At 52.4% G+C, this 18,408-nt stretch carries 16 protein-coding genes and 4 pseudogenes; 8 read left to right on the plus strand and 12 right to left on the minus strand.

The features are described 5' to 3' along the window. Nucleotides 1–181 precede the first annotated feature (181 nt). The 6 genes and pseudogenes from ACE3MN_RS17885 to ACE3MN_RS17910 form a co-directional block, all read right to left on the minus strand. Nucleotides 182–397: an ogr/Delta-like zinc finger family protein gene (locus tag ACE3MN_RS17885; protein ID WP_012016760.1), complete on the minus strand. Its 216-nt coding sequence runs from the start codon at nucleotides 395–397 to the stop codon at nucleotides 182–184. Nucleotides 398–464: 67 nt separating this feature from the next. Next, nucleotides 465–956 (minus strand): annotated as a pseudogene (locus ACE3MN_RS17890) (contractile injection system protein, VgrG/Pvc8 family); the annotation flags it as partial. Further along, nucleotides 956–1,195 (minus strand): annotated as a pseudogene (locus tag ACE3MN_RS17895) (phage baseplate assembly protein V); the annotation flags it as partial. The pseudogenes ACE3MN_RS17890 and ACE3MN_RS17895, both read right to left, overlap by 1 nt. 78 nt (nucleotides 1,196–1,273) lie before the next feature. Further along, nucleotides 1,274–1,915 carry an MAE_28990/MAE_18760 family HEPN-like nuclease gene (locus tag ACE3MN_RS17900; protein ID WP_102650061.1) on the minus strand — a complete coding sequence of 214 codons (642 nt, stop codon included), beginning with the start codon at nucleotides 1,913–1,915 and terminating at the stop codon, nucleotides 1,274–1,276. Nucleotide 1,916: 1 nt separating this feature from the next. Further along, a complete protein-coding gene (locus ACE3MN_RS17905; RefSeq protein ID WP_180971300.1) occupies nucleotides 1,917–3,008 on the minus strand; it encodes a DUF262 domain-containing protein in 1,092 nt (363 codons plus the stop codon). A gap of 14 nt (nucleotides 3,009–3,022) precedes the next feature. Further along, nucleotides 3,023–3,417: pseudogene (locus ACE3MN_RS17910) on the minus strand (phage virion morphogenesis protein). Nucleotides 3,418–3,490: 73 nt separating this feature from the next. Between ACE3MN_RS17910 and ACE3MN_RS17915 the strand changes: the two are divergent. Beyond that, nucleotides 3,491–4,252, plus strand: a pseudogene (locus ACE3MN_RS17915) (tyrosine-type recombinase/integrase); the annotation flags it as partial. A gap of 789 nt (nucleotides 4,253–5,041) precedes the next feature. Here the strand turns inward: ACE3MN_RS17915 and ACE3MN_RS17920 are convergent. Then, a complete protein-coding gene (locus ACE3MN_RS17920; protein WP_004130826.1) occupies nucleotides 5,042–5,584 on the minus strand; it encodes a TetR/AcrR family transcriptional regulator in 543 nt (180 codons plus the stop codon). Between the two features lie 149 nt (nucleotides 5,585–5,733). On the opposite strand from ACE3MN_RS17920, the gene ACE3MN_RS17925 reads away from it, so the two are divergent. Together ACE3MN_RS17925 and ACE3MN_RS17930 are read left to right on the plus strand one after the other, a co-directional pair. After that, nucleotides 5,734–6,936, plus strand: coding sequence for an MFS transporter (locus tag ACE3MN_RS17925; RefSeq protein ID WP_004135117.1), 1,203 nt, complete (start codon nucleotides 5,734–5,736; stop codon nucleotides 6,934–6,936). Beyond that, nucleotides 6,936–7,751, plus strand: coding sequence for a Cof-type HAD-IIB family hydrolase (locus ACE3MN_RS17930; RefSeq protein WP_004135118.1), 816 nt, complete (start codon nucleotides 6,936–6,938; stop codon nucleotides 7,749–7,751). The genes ACE3MN_RS17925 and ACE3MN_RS17930 overlap by 1 nt, the downstream gene beginning before the upstream one ends. A gap of 47 nt (nucleotides 7,752–7,798) precedes the next feature. On the opposite strand, the gene ACE3MN_RS17935 is transcribed toward ACE3MN_RS17930, so the two are convergent. Continuing rightward, nucleotides 7,799–9,034, minus strand: a complete 1,236-nt coding sequence (locus tag ACE3MN_RS17935; protein WP_024360107.1) for an MFS transporter — start codon at nucleotides 9,032–9,034, stop codon at nucleotides 7,799–7,801. A gap of 318 nt (nucleotides 9,035–9,352) precedes the next feature. Between ACE3MN_RS17935 and ybjG the strand changes: the two genes are divergently transcribed. Then, a complete protein-coding gene (ybjG, locus tag ACE3MN_RS17940; protein WP_024360108.1) occupies nucleotides 9,353–9,946 on the plus strand; it encodes an undecaprenyl-diphosphate phosphatase in 594 nt (197 codons plus the stop codon). 125 nt (nucleotides 9,947–10,071) lie between these two features. After that, the gene (gene deoR, locus ACE3MN_RS17945) at nucleotides 10,072–10,830 is read left to right on the plus strand and encodes a DNA-binding transcriptional repressor DeoR (RefSeq protein WP_004135121.1); all 759 of its coding nucleotides are present in this window, start codon (nucleotides 10,072–10,074) and stop codon (nucleotides 10,828–10,830) included. A gap of 28 nt (nucleotides 10,831–10,858) precedes the next feature. Here deoR and dacC read toward each other — a convergent pair whose 3' ends face one another. Next, nucleotides 10,859–12,061, minus strand: a complete 1,203-nt coding sequence (gene dacC, locus ACE3MN_RS17950) for a serine-type D-Ala-D-Ala carboxypeptidase (RefSeq protein ID WP_029669928.1) — start codon at nucleotides 12,059–12,061, stop codon at nucleotides 10,859–10,861. Between the two features lie 257 nt (nucleotides 12,062–12,318). Between dacC and ACE3MN_RS17955 the strand changes: the two genes are divergently transcribed. Then, complete coding sequence (locus ACE3MN_RS17955) at nucleotides 12,319–12,945, plus strand: glutathione S-transferase family protein (protein WP_004135126.1); 627 nt, start codon at nucleotides 12,319–12,321, stop codon at nucleotides 12,943–12,945. Between the two features lie 2 nt (nucleotides 12,946–12,947). Here ACE3MN_RS17955 and ACE3MN_RS17960 read toward each other — a convergent pair whose 3' ends face one another. Together ACE3MN_RS17960 and bssR are read right to left on the minus strand one after the other, a co-directional pair. Further along, on the minus strand, nucleotides 12,948–14,060 hold the full coding sequence (locus ACE3MN_RS17960) for a PQQ-dependent sugar dehydrogenase (protein WP_049086372.1): 1,113 nt from the start codon (nucleotides 14,058–14,060) through the stop codon (nucleotides 12,948–12,950). A 104-nt stretch (nucleotides 14,061–14,164) separates the two neighbouring features. Continuing rightward, on the minus strand, nucleotides 14,165–14,548 hold the full coding sequence (bssR, locus tag ACE3MN_RS17965; RefSeq protein ID WP_004135130.1) for a biofilm formation regulator BssR: 384 nt from the start codon (nucleotides 14,546–14,548) through the stop codon (nucleotides 14,165–14,167). Nucleotides 14,549–14,926: 378 nt separating this feature from the next. Between bssR and ACE3MN_RS17970 the strand changes: the two genes are divergently transcribed. Beyond that, nucleotides 14,927–16,168 carry an oligosaccharide MFS transporter gene (locus ACE3MN_RS17970; RefSeq protein ID WP_024360110.1) on the plus strand — a complete coding sequence of 414 codons (1,242 nt, stop codon included), beginning with the start codon at nucleotides 14,927–14,929 and terminating at the stop codon, nucleotides 16,166–16,168. 33 nt (nucleotides 16,169–16,201) lie between these two features. Here the strand turns inward: ACE3MN_RS17970 and ACE3MN_RS17975 are convergent, their stop codons facing one another. Beyond that, nucleotides 16,202–16,681, minus strand: a complete 480-nt coding sequence (locus tag ACE3MN_RS17975) for a hypothetical protein (RefSeq protein WP_165775004.1) — start codon at nucleotides 16,679–16,681, stop codon at nucleotides 16,202–16,204. A 298-nt stretch (nucleotides 16,682–16,979) separates the two neighbouring features. Here ACE3MN_RS17975 and rimO point away from each other — a divergent pair, with 298 nt between their 5' ends. Beyond that, nucleotides 16,980–18,305: a 30S ribosomal protein S12 methylthiotransferase RimO gene (gene rimO / locus ACE3MN_RS17980; protein WP_004135138.1), complete on the plus strand. Its 1,326-nt coding sequence runs from the start codon at nucleotides 16,980–16,982 to the stop codon at nucleotides 18,303–18,305. The last annotated feature ends 103 nt before the right edge of the window (nucleotides 18,306–18,408 follow it).

The following is an 18,408-nucleotide window of genomic DNA, read 5'->3' on the forward strand; positions in this document are numbered from 1 at the left end:
TGGAGCCCATCAACCCCGCCACTTAGGTTCAAGGTTGATGGGTTTTTTGTTGCCTAAAATTTTATACCCATTAAATCAATCACTTACACAACCACTTTTCCATGCATGGCGACAAAGTGGCGACAGCGCTTTTGCTATGGCGACAACATGCATTAAAAAACCCGCCAGCGGCGGGTCAGTATCAGTAAGCTAATTGTTCCTGCATTCCTTTCGGATGAGGCGGTGCGGCGCTAATTTTTTGCGGTCGGCATACGGATCGCACAAAAGTCTCATGCGTCACGAACGTATGCCCACACTCAATATTGGTGCACTGGTTGTATCGTTCTTTGGTTTCGCTGGAAACCTGAAAGCTACTGCGTGTATGAGCGGCCTGGCCGCACATTGGACAATTCATCATTTCGTTCAGCCCTCACTCTTAACCAGTTCGCAATAATGATACATTATTGTTCTCAATTTGGAACTAATCATTCAATGTCGAACTCATCTATTTTCACTTCGAGATCCAGACTGGTCGTAAACCCATTATCCGGGCTGATGCTATACGTCAGGGTGGTGATGGTCCACTCCGCATCATCAATGGGCTGTTTGAAGCCACTCACCTTCACCGGCATTTCGGTGTAGAGATCTGCCCGGCCTTCTGCGAGTTGCAGGGAGAATGACGCGACCCCGCGCTGCAGGCGCTCCCACTGAGCCTTTGCGGCACGCTCCGCATTGCTTCGGTTGGCATAAGTCCGGTTGAGTACCAGCACGTTTTCATCGGTTCCCACCAGATAGTCGCCCTGCTTTGCTTCCGGCTCTTTGGGCGCAGCGGTTTTCTTCCTGCGTCGTTTCACCTGCGTAGTCTCTTTCTTCTTTGGCTCGCGGGTATGCAGCCAGCTGGCAATCACGCCAGTGTACGCTCCGCGATCTGCCAGGGTGAACCGGTGTCCGTCTCCTGCCTTTCGGGTGATGTTGATAGCGCAAAAGCGGTTTCTAGGTTGCCGCCCATACTCAGGACCACCACCTGCTCATCCGGCGACGGACACCACCATGTGCGGGCACCACCGGCGCGTAGCGTCAGCCAGTTAATCCAATTGGTTTCGAGTTCGCCCACCTTCACCCGGCATAGCCAGTTCTCCCGGTCCACTTCGGTCACAGTGCCGGTGCGGATCAGATTGGTGATAAGGCGCATGATTTCGGTGAGTTGTGCGTTCATGAATTTATGATCTAATAATTCTCATGAACGCGATAGGAGATCGCTTTGTAGGACGCTTGAAACAAAGATATGCGGGGATCAAACCTTTAAATAGTTTCTCATTGCTACTATATTTTCAATGTCATTTTTATACATATTCATTAAAGTCGTAACAGTGGTTGTCAACTGCTCAAACTGAACTTCATCGATCATCAATCTCTCACCATGAGCAATACCGTTCCGAGCATTAACAATAGACTCATCAATATACGGATAGTATGTTTTATAACCACTGGTATCAATCCCTATTGACCTCGCTATATTATCAAACACTGCCGAACTTAAATTAGATTGGGTATCAACGTAATTTTCATGTTTTATGGAAGCAACTGCAGTAGTTTTCTCAAGCATCGCAGATAAAAACCTTACACATGTTTCCACATCCTTTGTTTCAGAAAATCCGTAAATCTCTTTCTTTAATGAATGTGTAATATAAACAAGCTGCAAAGAATCCATCGTTAACTTTTGGTAATGTAAAAAATTCAAAAAACATTCAGTTGAATTTTTTATAAAACCTTCCCAGTGAGAATAACATATAGCAACACCAGATCTTATAATTGTATTTTTCAAAGAACCAGACTTACCTTGAGCCTGCATTCTCAAATGTATGATCTCCTGAGTCCGCCATGCTTTCTCATTAGTTAGTTGCCTAAAAAGGCCGTCACTGGTTCTTATTTCCATACTAATTAAACCATGTAGTTGCTTTGGGTAAAGTTTTAATCAATCTACTCGGCGCACTTACCCCTGCACGAGCATAATTTGTAAAATCAGTATCAAGCCACATCGCCTTAATTTTATCCTCAATATATTGCGGGGTTTCATTTTCATATTTGGCTATATTTGTTGAAATACCTTTTGTAATAACCTCATACGCTGAAATCAAAAAACTTCTTGAGAAAGTTGTACCGTCATATTTTTTAAATGAATTTAAACCAACGCTAGAGTGCAACACATCGAACGTTTTTTTAAACACTTCAATTTCACTATCAACATCATAACTATCATCAACAGAAATTTCTCTAGATATTGAGTTGAGCCATTCATTGATATCGACGCTTTTATCGAAAGTTGAATACCGATATGCAAGAAATCGCAATACCAGGTCCATTGGCTTTTGCTCAGAAATTGATTTATCCGTTTGCAATGTAACCGCTTCAAAACTTGGGTACTTGCTGATTGTAACTAATTTTTCAAACAAGTCTTTATTTAGCATAACCATAATGCAATTTCTCACTTCTTGATCAGTCAGGCTAGAACCACCTGTATTCAACCTTTCAAAAAGTTCATACTTTGTTTTTTCATCACTTTCTTTTTTAAGTATCTCCACTCTTAAGCGTGACCGTTCAAAATCTAAACGTGTTGAAAGTGGAATAACATTAATGTCATCATCACCATCTGAAATCCATTTCATACCATCTAATGATGGAAGTGAGCGGGTTCCTGAAGGAACAAATGGTGGATACACTCCCCCATCATCTTTTTTTAGAATGCCGGTAAATTCAAATATAGTAGACAATCTTTGCAACCCATCTATAACCTCCCAGCGACCATCTTCGTCCGTAAATACAAATACGGGTGGAATGGGAATGCCTAACAATAGAGACTCTATAAATCTAGTTTTTTGTGATTCATCCCATCTAAATAACCTTTGATAGTTAGGATTAATAATCATCTCTGATCGCTCATAAATGCGAGCCAACTCACCTATAGACATATCAAAGCTGTCCTTAACAATTTCCTTTTTCGCTTCTCTTAACTCATCATGTAAACTCATATAAAGTATCCTCATTATGTTTTTATATAATCTATCATAAAGGATTTTATCTTATCTACAGCGTTTTGTGTGAGTCCCAACAATCGTCGCTCCGCATAACGCACCTCTGGCCCCTTACGGCTTACACGATCACGTAAGCCGTAATGATGTACCCGCGCCACCGCTGCACTTTCCCGTCAAACTGCACACTGGCAGAATCCGCGCTGGCTGCAGTTTTCAGGTATTTCGCGGTGCGCAGTTTCGAGAACATCTGCCGCTTAATACGCCCCTTTTTAGTCCGGGCGGTGACCTTTCGCGGCTCGTAGCCGCTACCGTCAGGATTACGCTGCAGCCGGATGTTCTGCTGCTGATTCCGCCGCAGCTCTTGCGCCAGCTCCCACATCATGCGCTGACGAGCCGCAGGCTCCATATTCGCCAACAGGACTGGACTGACCCCGCCCCGGTAGACGATCCTGCCCTATAGTTGGACTGACCCCGCCCCGGTAGATGCTCTCGGAAACCCTCTCGCTACTGATTTCAGCTCAAAATTGTTCGCGCATTACCGTGACAAATGCCTGACGGGGGAAATCTACTTTAGCGAAAAGTGGAAAAAAGGTGCCAGCCCGGTAACTATCAATCTGGAGCAGAGCTATCTGAGCGGAGTATTTAGTGAGTTGTCCCGGCTGGGCGAATGGACAGCACCGAACCCGCTAGAAAACATGCGCAAGTTCACCATTGCCGAAAAGGAAATGGCCTGGCTGACGCATGAACAGATCACAGAGCTTCTATACGACTGCCAACGCCAAAGCGCCCTGCTCGCTCTGGTCGTTAAAATCTGCCTGAGCACCGGAGCTCGCTGGCGAGAAGCTGTGAACCTAACCCGTTCTCAGGTCACCAAATACCGGATCACCTTCGTCAGAACCAAAGGCAAAAAGAACCGCAGCATCCCGATCAGTAAAGAGCTGTACGAGGAAATAATTGTTCTTGACGGTTTCAGGTTCTTTACTGACTGCTACTTCCAGTTTATGTCGGTGATGGACAAAACCTCAATAGTGCTTCCTCGTGGGCAGCTTACCCACGTTCTGCGCCACACGTTTGCAGCACACTTTATGATGTCCGGCGGAAACATCCTTGCCCTCCAGAAAATCCTCGGCCATCACGACATAAAAATGACCATGCGCTATGCTCACCTGGCTCCTGACCATCTTGATACCGCTTTACGCTTCAATCCGTTGGCAACTCTGTCCACAAAACATCCTTATTAAATATTTGTTCATTATGAAAGTCTTTATGCGGACATATTGATATGTAACACACTTATGCGTATTGTAGATATATATTCCAATTCAATCTTAATGTAAAAATGATAAGTTATTATGCATTAGAATGACATTTAAAACCACTTACATACTAGTTTTAATTTAACCTGACCTTGAAAGGGCATCATTGAATGAAATCAAAATTCGGTTCATCCAAAAAAAACATTAGACGATTTCAATTCATTCTATTTCTCATAGGTGTTTTTGCATCTTATTTCACGGGAGATGCATTTGCTCTTCTAATATTTATTATTTTTATCTTGGTTTTTTATTCGCTAATTTACATGTCAGTGAGGATAATAAAATCAGGAAATGTAAAACTTATCAAAGATTTTTCAAATGCAATATGGAATATCTCAACTGCAGTTAGCTTCACATATGCGGTTTATTTATTACTAAGATATAAAATAAAAAATATCACTATCGATGATGCATCAATAAATTATATAAACTTGCATCCTTACCTCTCATTTTCAATACTGACATTTTTAATCTTTACAGCCATACTACGCGCATCAGTAAGTATTGCTGAACTTGTAACGACGGACTATACCTAGCGGTGAGGCAGAGCAGTTAGTTGATTTACTTGCCAAGTGGCGACAAAGTGGCGACAGCGGTTGGCAATACCCCGTAATCGTCACTTCTCACCACCAAACTAACTTATTGATTACCCTACAAGTCTTTGTTTTTACTACCCCATTTACATAAATGGTTTTTTTGTTTTCTGTGCCCCGCTCACTCTCCCGCCAGCCGGTCTACCATCAGTCGAATCGCTTCTCTCGATAGCGGCGCTCTGTCGGTCACGAAGTGCAGCGTCATCCCCTCGATAAAGGCGTCCAGCCCGCGGGCCGTTGCCGGTTCAAACCACTGCTCAAGGGTCTGCTGGCTGCGCAGCATCCAGTTCTGCATGACCGCTTTTAAATTCGGCTGGCTGCTGCAAAAAGCATAAAGCTGATACATCAGCTCCATATTGCGCGCGGTAGTGACCTGGGCGCTAAAAATCAGCTCGGCAATGGCGTCACAGGCCTCCCGGCGATTATGCACATCGGCAAAAAACTGCTGATACTGCGCCGACATCTGGCCGGTAAACAGGCTGAACGCCTCTTCGACCAGCGCCTCAATACCGCTAAAATAGTAGGTCAGCGAGCCCAACGGCACGCCCGCGCAGGTGGCGATTTTCCGGTGCGTAACCGCATGAATGCCGTGTATCGCGATCGTGTCCAGCGTCGCCTGCAAAATCCGCTCCCGACGCTGCGGGTCGTTTGGTCGACGGGCCATACTCTTTTCCTCTTTCATTTAATATGCCTCAGGCTGAATCGAATCATAGAGGTCAATAAAAAAGCATTCCTCAGCAAGCAACCTGGATGTACAAATGTACACAACCTTGCTACTGTTGTCTGCATCTCTTCACTCTCGGGCATTTACGGATGACAGCGCAAACTTCACGCAGGGCCCTTCAGCTAAGGCTGTGGGCGCTCTTCATGTTCTTTTTTATCCCCGGATTACTCATGGCGTCATGGGCCACCCGCACGCCGGCGATTCGCGATCTGCTCGCGCTATCGACGGCGGAAATGGGGATTGTATTATTTGGACTCTCAATAGGTTCAATGAGCGGCATCCTCTGCTCAGCGTGGCTGGTCAATCGATTCGGCACCCGTAAAGTGATTCGCGCCACCATGTCCTGCGCGGTGGTCGGCATGCTGGTGCTCAGCGCCGCGCTATGGTTCACGTCGGCGGTGCTGTTTGCCATTGGCTTAGCCATCTTCGGCGCCAGCTTTGGCTCCGCGGAAGTGGCGATTAACGTCGAAGGCGCCGCCGTTGAACGCGAAATGAATAAAACCGTCCTGCCAATGATGCATGGTTTCTACAGCTTCGGCACGCTCGTCGGCGCCGGGATTGGCATGGCGGTAACCGGCTTCGGCCTGCCCGCCGCGCCGCACATTCTGCTGGCGGCGCTGGTGGCTATCGCCCCCATCGCTATCGCCATTCGCGCGATTCCTGAAGGCACCGGCAAAAATGCGGCGGAAGCGGCGCGCCATGAAGGCAAAGGCCTGCCGATCTGGCGCGATGCCCAGCTGCTGCTGATTGGGGTGATCGTCCTGGCCATGGCCTTTGCCGAAGGCTCCGCCAACGACTGGCTGCCGCTGCTGATGGTGGACGGCCATGGCTTCAGCCCGACCTCCGGCTCGCTGATTTATGCAGGCTTCACCCTCGGCATGACCCTTGGGCGCTTTACCGGCGGCTGGTTTATTGACCGCTACAGCCGCGTGACGGTGGTACGCGCCAGCGCGGTAATGGGCGCGCTGGGCATTGGCCTGATTATTTTCGTCGACAACCCGTGGGTCGCCGGTCTCTCCGTATTATTATGGGGCCTCGGCGCGTCGCTGGGCTTCCCGCTGACCATTTCCGCCGCCAGCGATACCGGCCCCGATGCGCCGAAGCGCGTCAGCGTGGTGGCGATTACCGGCTACCTCGCCTTCCTCGTCGGGCCGCCGCTGCTGGGCTTTCTCGGCGAACACTTCGGCCTGCGCAGCGCCATGATGGTAGTGCTGGCACTCGTGCTGGTCGCGGCCATCGTCGCCCGCGCGGTAGCGAAGCCACAATCTGAACCCGTGATGGAGAACAGTTAATGAGCATCAAATTGATTGCGGTAGACATGGACGGCACCTTTCTGAGCGATGCCAAAACCTATAACCGTCAGCGTTTCCTCGCCCAGTATGCGCGGATGCGCGAGCAGGGCATCCGCTTCGTCGTCGCCAGCGGCAACCAGTATTACCAGCTCATCTCCTTCTTCCCTGAGGTGGCGCACGAAATCGCTTTTGTCGCCGAAAACGGCGGCTGGGTGGTCAGCGCCGGCGAGGATGTGTTTAACTGCCGGATGCCGAAGGAACATTTCAATACCGTCATCGACCATCTTCTGACGCTGACCAACATTGAAATTATCGCCTGCGGTAAGCGCAGCGCTTATACCCTCAACCGCTATAACGATGCGCTGAAAGCGGTCGCGGCGAAGTACTATCATCGCCTCGAACTGGTCGACGATTTTAATCATATTGCTGATGATGAAATTCTGAAGTTCGGTCTCAACGTGCCGGACCAGCTGATCCCGCAGATTCAGCCGAAGCTGCACGCCGCGCTTGGCGATATGGTCACCGCGGTCGCCACCGGCTACGGTAGCATTGACCTGATTATTCCCGGGGTGCATAAAGCCAACGGACTGCGCATCCTGCAGGAACGCTGGGGCATAAAGAACCATGAAGTGGTGGCGTTTGGCGATAGCGGCAACGATATCGAAATGCTGCAGCACGCCGGATTCGGTTTCGCGATGGCCAACGCCGCCGCGCCGGTGAAGGCCGTCGCCGGCTACCGTGCCCCGCACAATAACGAAGAAGGCGTGCTGCATATTATTGATAAGGTACTGAATCGCGAAGCGCCGTTCGCCTGAGGTAGCGCCTGCTGCGGCGCGTCACGTCGCAGCAGGGCATTTGAAGGTTACTGCGGTTCGTGGGCGTTGCCCACGCGTTTATCCTTCAGGAAGTAGACCGTCATCGCCAGCCAGAGCACCCCGCTCAGCAGGTTGAGCAAGCTGAAGAGCCCGCTACCGCCAGACTCATAGGCGTGCTTGCTGACTTCGATACCCACGGTAAAGATCAGCATTTGCAGCATCCCCATCGCCGCCGACACCGTCCCCTTACTCATCTCGCTGGCAAACAGCGTCAGACGCACCAGTCCGGCGTTGGCGAGACCAATCCCGAAGGCGTAAACGCTCAGCCCGGCGGTCATCCACAGATACGCGTGCGTCGACGCCACCGTCGCCACAGCGGAGATCAGCAGGCCGATCATAATCGGCCAGCCGCCGAGAATAATCAGCGAGCGCACCGTTTTGCGTGAAGTCTGGCGCGCCAGCACCAGGTTCCCGGCAATCAGCGCGCCAAAAATCGGCACCTGCAGCAGGCCATATTCGTAGCTGGTCGCCTGCTCGCCGCTGATGATGATCACCGGCGATTGGGCAATCCACGCCAGCAGCGGCAGGCTGACAAAACCGGTGGCCAGCGCGCCGGCGACAAAGCGCAGGTTTTTCAGCACTTCACGATAATCACGCCCCAGCTCTTTTACCGATAGCTTCTCGCCCATGCGGGTGGCGGTTTCCGGCATCGCCTTCTGTAGCCCGAAAAAGGCGATGGCGGCCAGCACGGCAAACAGGACAAACATCATCTCCCACGGCAGGAGATGAACCCAGGCCGCGCCCACCAGCGGCCCGAGCAGCGGCGCAATCAGCGCGACGTTGGCCATCAGGGCGGTGATCTTGATGCACACCGCCTCTTCAAAAGACTCCTGTATCGCCGCATAGCCGACCGCGCCGATAAAGCACAGGCTGATACCCTGCAAAAAGCGCAGCAGCGTGAACTGCTCAATAGTTTGCGCCAGCAGCGTCGCCAGGCAGGTTACGATAAACCACACTACCCCGGTCAGCATCACCGGACGACGGCCGATGCGGTCCGAAAGCGGCCCCAGCAGCCACTGCAAAAACATACCGCCGGCCAGATAGGCGGTCATTGAGGTCGGCACCCACTCGTTGCCCACGCCAAATTCTGCCACCACCGAGAGCATGCCCGGCTGGATCATGTCATTGCCGATATAGGTGGAGAACTCGTATAACACCAGGCACAACGGAAAGAGCAGCGCCTGACGTCCGAGGCGTTTGCCAGAAAGCGAATAATTCTGCATGAAATCTCTTATTTAAATAAAACCGCGCAAAGTTTAATGAAAGTCGTCTCGGGGAGATAGCGAATTGTGAGCGATGAAGCAAAATATCGCCACACGGATAGCGCATCGCCAGCAACCAATCAAAATCCAGCTGTATATATTTCGTTTATGTTTCAATTAGATTACAGGCTATATACTCCTTCAATCAGTCTGTTAACGAAGCCACGCCCGCGTTTTAATTCATAACAAACTGATAATTAAGACAATACTGCTTTACCTTATCGCCACCGTTTTTTAAGGTGGGCGGCTTGTTGCTAACGGACCCAAGAGCCTGGATGTATGCTGGAAAATATTAACTACTCGCTGTTTGCATTACTCAACGCTACCCCCGCATCGCCGTGGTGGGCGATTGAAATCGCGACGTTTATCGCCAAAGACCTGATAATTATGGTGCCATTATTGGTGTTGGCCTTATGGCTTTGGGGCCCAAACCAGCGGCAGTTAGTATTTAAGGTCATGATGGCATTAGCCATTAGCCTGACGCTTTCGTGGATATTCGGCGTATTTTTTCCGCATGACCGTCCGTTTGCCGCCGGTATTGGCTATAACTTCCTGCATCATTCGCCCAATAACTCCTTCCCGAGCAATCACGGCACGATCTGCTTTACCTTTGCGCTGGCCTTTATGTTCTGGCACCGCCTGTGGTCGGGCGCGCTGCTGTTCTCCCTTGCCTGCGCGATTGCCTGGTCCCGGGTCTATCTCGGCGTGCACTGGCCGATGGATATGCTGGGCGGGCTGCTCACCGCGATGATCGCCTGCCTTAGCGCCCAACTGCTGTGGCAAAGCGGCGGAAAAACCCTCTATCAGCATCTGCAGCGGCTGTACCGTCTGTTTTTTTCGCTGCCGATTCGCAAAGGTTGGGTGCGCGAATAGATGTTCCTGACCAGCTGGTAAAGTTGCGGTAGCGCCCAATTCCTGCGCGTGACTAAGCCTCTTCCGGCAGGTAAAATCGCCGCTGACGCCCTGTCAATGCAGGGCGCTTTCAGCTTAGAGGGAATATGGAAACTCGTCGTGACGAACGCATCAGTCAGCTTATTCAGGCACTCAAGCGCAGTGATAAACTCCATCTAAAAGAAGCGGCCACCCTGCTTGGCGTGTCAGAGATGACCATTCGTCGCGATCTCAACGGCCACAGCGGCCCGGTCGTGTTGCTGGGCGGCTATATCGTTCTGGAGCCGCGCAGCGCAACGCACTATCTGCTGAGCGATCAGAAAACACGCCTTGTGGATGAAAAACGCCGCGCAGCCCGCCATGCGGCTAAGCTGCTTGAGCCCCACCAGATGGCCTTTTTTGACTGCGGGACCACCACGCCGTGGATCATCGACGCCATCGATAGCGCCCTGCCCTTTACCGGGGTCTGCTATTCGCTCAATACCTTTCTTTCCCTGCAGGAAAAACCCCAGTGCCGCGCGATTTTGTGCGGCGGCGAGTTCCACGCCAGCAACGCCATTTTTAAACCGCTAAGCCTGCAGGATACGCTGAGCCACCTTTGCCCGGACATCGCGTTTTATTCCGCCGCGGGCGTCGATTGCGAGCAGGGCGCGACCTGTTTTAACCTGGAAGAGCTGCCGGTCAAACACTGGGCGATGAAAAGCGCGCGCTACCACGTGCTGGTCGTCGATCACAGTAAATTTGGTAAAGTTCGCCCGGCGAGGATGGGGGATTTAGCGCAGTTTGACGTGATTGCCAGCGACGTGTGTCCGGATGACGATCTGCTCGCGCTGGCGAAGGAAAAACAGATTTCACTGCTTTACTAACCGCGCCCCGCAGGGCGCGGCCTGCATTTTAAGAGAACCAACCGCCGAACCAGCCGTGCAATTTCATCAGCACGAAATCGATCATCCGGCTAAAGAAACCGCCTTCGTTTACCGCTTCCATCACAATCAGCGGCCGCTGCTCAATGGTTTTATCATTAAGCTTGAAGTCGATGGTGCCGACCACCTGCCCTTTGGTGAGCGGCGCGGTCAGCTGCGTATCATTCAGGGTGTAGCTGGCCTTGAGGTTTTTCAGCTGGCCTTTCGGCAGCGTGATGGAGCCGGCCTCGCCCGCCCCCAGCTTCGCTTCGCTGCTATCGCCAAACCAGACGCGCTGGGTAATAAAGGTGGCATCGGGTTTAATCGGCGTCACGGTTTCATAGAAACGGAAGCCCCAGGTCAGCAGTTTTTCTGATTCGTTAAAACGGATACGGTCAGTTTTGGTGCCGAGCACGACGGCAATCAGGCGCATATCGTTTTGCGTCGCGGAAGAAACCAGATTGTAGCCCGCCCCGGCGGTGGTCCCGGTTTTCACGCCGTCAGCGTTGAGATTCGTGCTCCACAGCAGACGGTTGCGGTTCGGCTGACGGATTTTGTTGAAGGTGAACTCTTTTTCTTTATGGATCGCATACTCTTCCGGCACGTCATGGATCATCGCTTTGGTGAGCAGCGCCATATCGCGGGCGGTACTAAACTGACCCGGCGCATCCAGACCGTGCACGGTCATAAAGGTGGTGTTGGTCAGGCCCATTTTCTGCGCATAGCCGTTCATCAGGCTGACAAACGCGTCCTGGCTGCCCGCCACGTAGTCGGCGATCGCGATGCTGGCGTCGTTGCCGGATTGAATGATAACGCCCTTGTTAAGATCTTCGACCGACACCTGCATTCCTGGCTTAAGGAACATCACCGATGAGCCGCGCAGCGCCGGGTTACCGGTTGCCCACGCGTCGCGCCCGATAGTCACCATATCGGTCGACTTAATCTTACCCGCCTTTAACGCCTGGCCGACAACATAGCTGGTCATGATTTTGGTCAGGCTCGCCGGATCGAGTTTTTCATCGGCATTGCCTTCGCTGAGCACTTTGCCGCTGGCATAGTCCATCAGGATCCAGGCTCGCGCGTCAATGGATGGCGCATCGGGGAGTTGTTCTGCAGCCTGCACCGCAGGCGCAACGAGAAATAAAAGCGCGCAGCCTGCCGCGAGGCCGCGAAGGGAAAAAGCATCATGCGTCATAAGAGCCACCCAAGTATCCTTTCCAAACAAAAATATGCCGCCACACTCGTTCGGCGCCGCAGCAGCCGGTGAGTAAAGCGTACAAATGACCTTAAAGAAACAGCGAGTTGGTAAAGTTTTTAAAGTTTACGCAATAACCTCGCCCGGTGCTGCAAACAGAGCAATTTTTTTGATCGCGGTTGCCTAAATATTAACTTTATTCCAACATGAATGCTCACTACGCCGCAACGGCGGCTTAATAAAAAGCAGGAGCGGATATGATTACGCTGTGGGGCAGAAATAACTCGACCAATGTGAAGAAAGTGCGCTGGGTGCTGGAAGAACTCGACCTCCCGTATCAGCAAATTCTGGCCGGTCTGGAGTTCGGTCTGAATCACGATGCGGACTATCTGGCCATGAATCCCAATGGCCTGGTACCGTTATTGAAAGATGAGACGACCGATCTCGTGCTCTGGGAATCAAACACCATTATCCGCTATCTGGCCGCGCAGTACGGTCAAAATCGCCTGTGGGTGGAGTCGCCCGCCGAGCGCGCTCAGGGGGAAAAATGGATGGACTGGGCCAACGGTTCGCTCTCGCCTGCCCATCGGCCGGTGTTAATGGGGCTGGTGAGAACCCCGCCGGAAAAACGCGACCCCGCCGCGATTGAAGCCGGTATTGCCGCCTGCGAGACGCTGTTCGCCATTCTGGATGATGAACTGTCGCGTCATCAGTGGCTCTCAGGCAACGCCTTCGGCCTCGGCGACATCGCCGTCGCGCCGTTCATTTATAACCTGCTGGAGATCGTTAAAACCTGGCAACCGCGCCCGCACCTGCAGCGCTGGTATCAGCAGATTAACCAGCGCCAGGCCTGGCGCAACGTGGTGATGATTCCGGTCACCTGATATTAGCCCGCCGGTCTCACCTTCAGCAGCTCGCCGTTGGATTCGTCGGTTAGCACATACAGATAACCATCGGGTCCAACGCGCACATCGCGGATACGTTTTCCGCGATCGCCCAGAATCCGCTCCTGTTCCGTGACGTTATCGCCGTCAACCTTGAGAACAATCAGCGATTTATCCTTCAGCGCGCCGATAAACAGCCGGTGCCGCCACTGCGGAAAAGTCTGCGCGTCGTAAAACGCCATACCGCTCACCGCCGGCGATTTTTCCCAGACAAACAGCGGCGCTTCGGTTCCTTCCGCCGTTTTGCCTTTGGCCTCCGGGATCGGCAGGCCGCTGTAGTTAATGCCGTGCGTCGCCAGCGGCCAGCCGTAGTTTTTGCCTTTTTGCGGAATATTGATCTCATCCCCGCCTCGCGGCCCGTGCTCATTTAACCACAGCGTATCGCTCCACGGGTTCATCGCCATCCCCTGGGGGTTGCGAATACCGTAAGACCAGATTTCCGGTCTGACGCCGGCCTGGCCGACAAAAGGATTATCGTCCGGGACCTTGCCATCAGCCGTTAGCCGCACCACTTTTCCCTGCAGCTTATCGAGATCCTGAGCGGTCGAACGCTGGTTATTCTCCCCGAGTCCAATAAACAGATAACCGCGGCCGTCGAACACCAGCCGTCCGCCAAAATGATTGCCGGTTGAGAGCTTCGGCTGCTGGCGGAAAACCACCTGGAAATTTTCCAGGCGCTGGAGGTCATCGCTCAGTCGGCCGTAGCCCACGGCGGTCCCGGCCTTGCCGTCACTCCCGCCTTCGGCGTAGCTCAGCCAGACCCGGCGCGACTGGGCGAAATCCGGAGCCAGCGCCACGTCCAGCAGACCGCCCTGCCCGTTGGCCCAGACCTGCGGCACGCCCGAAATCGCAGGCGCGAGGCCTTTATCCCGCTGCCACAGACGGAGCTCGCCGCCGCGCAGGGTCATCAGAATCCCCCGGTCGTCGGGAAGAAAGGCCAGCGCCCACGGGTGTTCAAGCTGGTTCTGCAACACCTCTACGCGCTCCTGGGCGGCAAGACTTGCCGTTGGCAACAGCAGCGCGGTAAGGGCGATCAGGTTAATGGTCTGGCGCATGGCATACTCCTTTTGTCAGCAATGCTGATAAGGGTAGCCAGCGTGGGAAAGCGGGAAGGGATTTTTACATAACATTAATCGGGGGGAGCAGGCTCCCCCCGATTTCAGGCGTGCGTAATGGGCTGAGAATCATTCAATTTATGAATATTTAGCCGCAATACCGCCAGACAGCTTTCCAGCTTATCTACGTCGACAGCGATGTAGGACGGGCAGTCATGATGTCCGCTCAACAGGCAGACCGCCGCGGAAGCGACGGCCTCGCCGGCCAGCCGCAGGGCTTCCTTCTCCTCCGGCGCGACGGCGTGCTGCAGGCGCGGCGCGTGTTGATGCATTTCATGGCACAGTTCAAACAAGTTATCACGTAGATGGTCGTTTTCGCTGACTGACATATAGCCTTTTGCTTTACGCAGCTGCAAATAAGCGTCGAGATCAATGTTGGCATTAATCAGCTTATTCATCAGGTTACGATACAGTCTGTCAACGCTCATCGCGGTTCCTCCTCTGTCGTCCTTTACCACAACCATAATATGGTCATTTTTTGTACAAAACGATGAGGCAGATCAATAATTCTCAGGTCATTAACATCCTTTACAATGTTACAACGGCGATTAAAATCCTTTTCGGCGATCTCAACGACAAAAAGCAAAAAATGTTATACGTTCTCAAAATTAAAACCTTTCAACTCACGATGATAAAATTATTTATTGCAGTAATGATCACATATTAGCGCAATTCACATTGCCATAAAATGCCGCCAGGTGTCATATCATTTCATAAAATGTATTACGTATAACATTCAATAAGAGCAGCAAGCAGATCGATCCTGTTTGTAACCTTTACCGCTACCGCTTGAAGGAACTGAAATGATTACGCCCGGCAAAAGAAACTATATCTTGTTGAGTCTTTTCGATTTCCTCTACCTCTTCGCCTGGTCCTCGACCATGGCGTTCTTCGTTATCTGGACCACTCAGCATCTCGGGATTAGCGCAACCAAAACCGGTCTGCTCTACTCGGTCAACGCCTTTATCGCCCTGCTGATGCAGCCCTTCTTCGGCTTTATTTCCGATAAGTTCGGCCTGAAAAAACGGCTGATCTGGATCCTGGTCGCCATGCTGCTGCCGGTAGGCCCGTTCTTTATTTATTTGTATGCGCCGCTGCTGGTGCACAGCTTCTGGCTGGGCGCGCTGCTTGGCGGGGTATACCTGGGGATTATTTTCAACTCCGGCTGCGGAGTTATCGATTCGTATATTGATAAAATTTCGCGGCGCTACCAGTTCGAATACGGCCGGGTCAGGATGTGGGGATCGTTAGGCTGGGCCGCCGCCGCGTGGATCGTCGGCAAATATATCGACAGCAATCCGAACCTCGCTTTCTGGCTGGCCAGCGTCGCCATCGTTATCGCGGCGATCTGCTTTATGCTGACCAAAATCGAACTGACCGAAGCGGAAATGCAAAAAAGCAGCGCGCTGAAAGTTTCGCACGCCCTGGAGCTGGCGAAGAACGGCCAGTTCTGGATGCTGCTGGTCTTCACCCTTTTCGTCACGCAAATCTATGACACCTACGATCAGCAGTTCGCCCAGTACTTTTCTCTGCAGTTTTCGACGCCGGAAGAAGGCAATCGCTGGTACGGCATTCTGGCCTCCATTCAGGTATGCGGCGAGACCCTGTTTTTATGCCTGATGCCGTGGTTCGTAAACCGCACCGGCGCGAAATGGGCGCTGATCATCGCCGGGCTGATCATGTCGGTGCGTATCGTCGGCTCCGCGATTCCGCTGGGTCCGGTGTGGATCGGCGCGGTAAAAATGATGCATGCGCTGGAAAAACCGCTGATTTTAGTGTCGGTGTTTAAATTTATCGCCGCCAACTTCGACAACAAGCTCTCCTCGACGGTCTACCTGCTGGTGCTGTTCGTCGCCTCTATCGCCACCGCCATTTACTCGCCGCTGGCCGGGTATTTGTACGACACCATCGGCTTTGCGCATACCTATTATATTCTGGGCGGCATCGCCGGGCTGTTTACGCTAATCTCGGTATTTACGCTTCGCGATAATAGAGAACCGACCGCGCCGGGGGCTGCGCCAGGCGCTGGCGTTGCGCAAAGCCATTAATCAAAATTCGCCCGGAAGCCTCTTTCGGGCGAATTAGCGGAAGCTCCACTGCACGCTCATCACAAATATGGCCGGGACGATAATGCCCGTTTCGACGCCGAAATAATCGGTAAAATTGTACTGCAGGCCATGATAAATATAGGGAGAGAAACCGACGCCGGTGAGTTTCTTCGCCGTTCGATAGGTGCCTGAATCGCCGCAATCGCGAAAGGCTTTAAAGAAGAACTCGCCGGTATAGGCATAGACGCCCTTGAACGTCCAGCCATTTGCCCCCGCGTACCAGTCCCTTCGCGCTCCCAGAGAGAGGCAGCGGTCGGCAAAACTATTCTTCATGGTCCCGACCAACGCGCTGTACTTTGAATCCGCAGACAGCTTGCGCTCAACGGAAAAAAACTGGTTATTGAATTTTTCGTTATATTGACCGTGATTACCGGTCATGTGATAAACAAATGAACCGGTATTGACCGAATATAACGCCATCTCGTTGGCATAAACGGGCGTCGCGCCGATCATGGCCAGCGCGCAGACGAAACCACCCAACTTTTTAAACATGGGAAACCTGATAAAAAATAAAGACTAAAAGCAGCGGCTATTTTACCGCTTCAGGTTAAACCAGATCTAAACCGACGTCCCCCGATTGCCGAGATAATGGCTGAATAACCCCCTTATTTTGATTAACAATCTGGATAATCATGCCGATAAAAAGAAACACAGATATCGCCGGGCTAACATGAAAAGGAGTATAAACTTTCCGCCGATCTCTGTAGAATCCCTGCCCTGACCATCCCAATAATTGAACACTTTTTAAGCTATGAGCAATGTCACCCCTCAGCCGAAAATCGGCTTTGTCTCTCTGGGCTGCCCGAAAAATCTCGTGGACTCAGAACGTATCCTGACTGAACTGCGCACCGAAGGATATGACGTGGTTCCCTCCTACGATAACGCTGATATGGTTATCGTTAACACCTGCGGCTTTATCGATAGCGCCGTGCAGGAGTCGCTGGAAGCGATTGGCGAAGCGTTGAAAGAAAACGGCAAAGTGATCGTCACCGGCTGCCTGGGCGCAAAAGAAGATCAGATCCGCGAAGTGCATCCGAAGGTGCTGGAAATTACCGGCCCGCACAGCTATGAACAGGTGCTGGAACACGTCCACCACTACGCGCCGAAGCCTAAACACAACCCGTTCCTCAGCCTGGTGCCGGAACAGGGCGTGAAGCTGACGCCCCGTCATTACGCTTACTTAAAAATTTCCGAAGGCTGCAACCATCGCTGCACCTTCTGCATCATCCCGTCCATGCGCGGCGATCTGGTCAGCCGTCCGATTGGCGAAGTGCTGGCGGAAGCCAAACGCCTGGCCGATGCCGGGGTCAAAGAGCTGCTGGTGATCTCTCAGGACACCTCCGCCTACGGCGTTGATGTCAAACATCGCAGCGGCTTCCACAACGGCATGCCGGTCAAAACCAGCATGGTTAGCCTGTGCGAAGAGCTGGCGAAGCTCGGTATCTGGGTGCGCCTGCACTACGTCTATCCGTACCCGCACGTTGATGATGTGATCCCGCTGATGGCGGAAGGCAAAATTCTGCCTTATCTCGATATTCCGCTGCAGCACGCCAGCCCGCGTATTCTCAAAATGATGAAACGCCCGGGCTCCGCTGACCGCCAGCTGGCGCGCATCAAGCAGTGGCGTGAAGTTTGTCCCGAACTCACCCTGCGTTCGACCTTTATCGTCGGCTTCCCGGGCGAAACGGAAGACGATTTCCAGATGCTGCTCGACTTCCTGAAAGAAGCCCGCCTCGACCGCGTCGGCTGCTTCAAATACAGCCCGGTAGAAGGCGCAACCGCCAACGAACTGGCGGATCAGGTGCCGGAAGAGGTGAAAGAAGAGCGCTGGAACCGCTTTATGCAGCTGCAGCAGCAGATCTCCGCCGAGCGCTTGCAGGAGAAAGTCGGTCGCGAAATTTTGGTGCTGATCGACGAAGTGGATGAAGAAGGGGCAATTGGCCGCAGCATGGCCGATGCGCCGGAAATCGACGGCGCGGTCTACCTTAACGGTGAGAGTAAAGTCAAACCGGGCGACGTTGTGCGGGTGAAAGTCGAACACGCCGACGAATACGATCTATGGGGCTGCCGGGTTTAATTTCGCCCGCTGACCGTATCCCGGATGACGGCGCTCGCGCGCCTTATCCGGGCGACAAAACCGCACAGGATTAACGTGCGGAGTGCTTTCCCGGAGGCGGTGC

It is taken from the genome of Klebsiella grimontii (assembly GCF_042137965.1).
GTDB lineage: Bacteria > Pseudomonadota > Gammaproteobacteria > Enterobacterales > Enterobacteriaceae > Klebsiella > Klebsiella grimontii.

Excerpts from the sequence above, each read along its gene's own strand:
- ybjG (WP_024360108.1), top strand. The coding sequence starts at position 9,353 with ATGCTGGAAAATATTAACTACTCGCTGTTTGCATTACTCAACGCTACC.
- ACE3MN_RS17935 (WP_024360107.1), bottom strand. The coding sequence starts at position 9,034 with ATGCAGAATTATTCGCTTTCTGGCAAACGCCTCGGACGTCAGGCGCTG.
- ACE3MN_RS17960 (WP_049086372.1), bottom strand. The coding sequence starts at position 14,060 with ATGCGCCAGACCATTAACCTGATCGCCCTTACCGCGCTGCTGTTGCCA.
- dacC (WP_029669928.1), bottom strand. The coding sequence starts at position 12,061 with ATGACGCATGATGCTTTTTCCCTTCGCGGCCTCGCGGCAGGCTGCGCG.
- ACE3MN_RS17920 (WP_004130826.1), bottom strand. The coding sequence starts at position 5,584 with ATGGCCCGTCGACCAAACGACCCGCAGCGTCGGGAGCGGATTTTGCAG.
- ACE3MN_RS17975 (WP_165775004.1), bottom strand. The coding sequence starts at position 16,681 with ATGATCGGCGCGACGCCCGTTTATGCCAACGAGATGGCGTTATATTCG.
- rimO (WP_004135138.1), top strand. The coding sequence starts at position 16,980 with ATGAGCAATGTCACCCCTCAGCCGAAAATCGGCTTTGTCTCTCTGGGC.
- ACE3MN_RS17955 (WP_004135126.1), top strand. The coding sequence starts at position 12,319 with ATGATTACGCTGTGGGGCAGAAATAACTCGACCAATGTGAAGAAAGTG.
- ACE3MN_RS17885 (WP_012016760.1), bottom strand. The coding sequence starts at position 397 with ATGATGAATTGTCCAATGTGCGGCCAGGCCGCTCATACACGCAGTAGC.
- ACE3MN_RS17930 (WP_004135118.1), top strand. The coding sequence starts at position 6,936 with ATGAGCATCAAATTGATTGCGGTAGACATGGACGGCACCTTTCTGAGC.
- deoR (WP_004135121.1), top strand. The coding sequence starts at position 10,072 with ATGGAAACTCGTCGTGACGAACGCATCAGTCAGCTTATTCAGGCACTC.
- ACE3MN_RS17905 (WP_180971300.1), bottom strand. The coding sequence starts at position 3,008 with ATGAGTTTACATGATGAGTTAAGAGAAGCGAAAAAGGAAATTGTTAAG.
- ACE3MN_RS17900 (WP_102650061.1), bottom strand. The coding sequence starts at position 1,915 with ATGGAAATAAGAACCAGTGACGGCCTTTTTAGGCAACTAACTAATGAG.
- bssR (WP_004135130.1), bottom strand. The coding sequence starts at position 14,548 with ATGAGCGTTGACAGACTGTATCGTAACCTGATGAATAAGCTGATTAAT.
- ACE3MN_RS17925 (WP_004135117.1), top strand. The coding sequence starts at position 5,734 with ATGACAGCGCAAACTTCACGCAGGGCCCTTCAGCTAAGGCTGTGGGCG.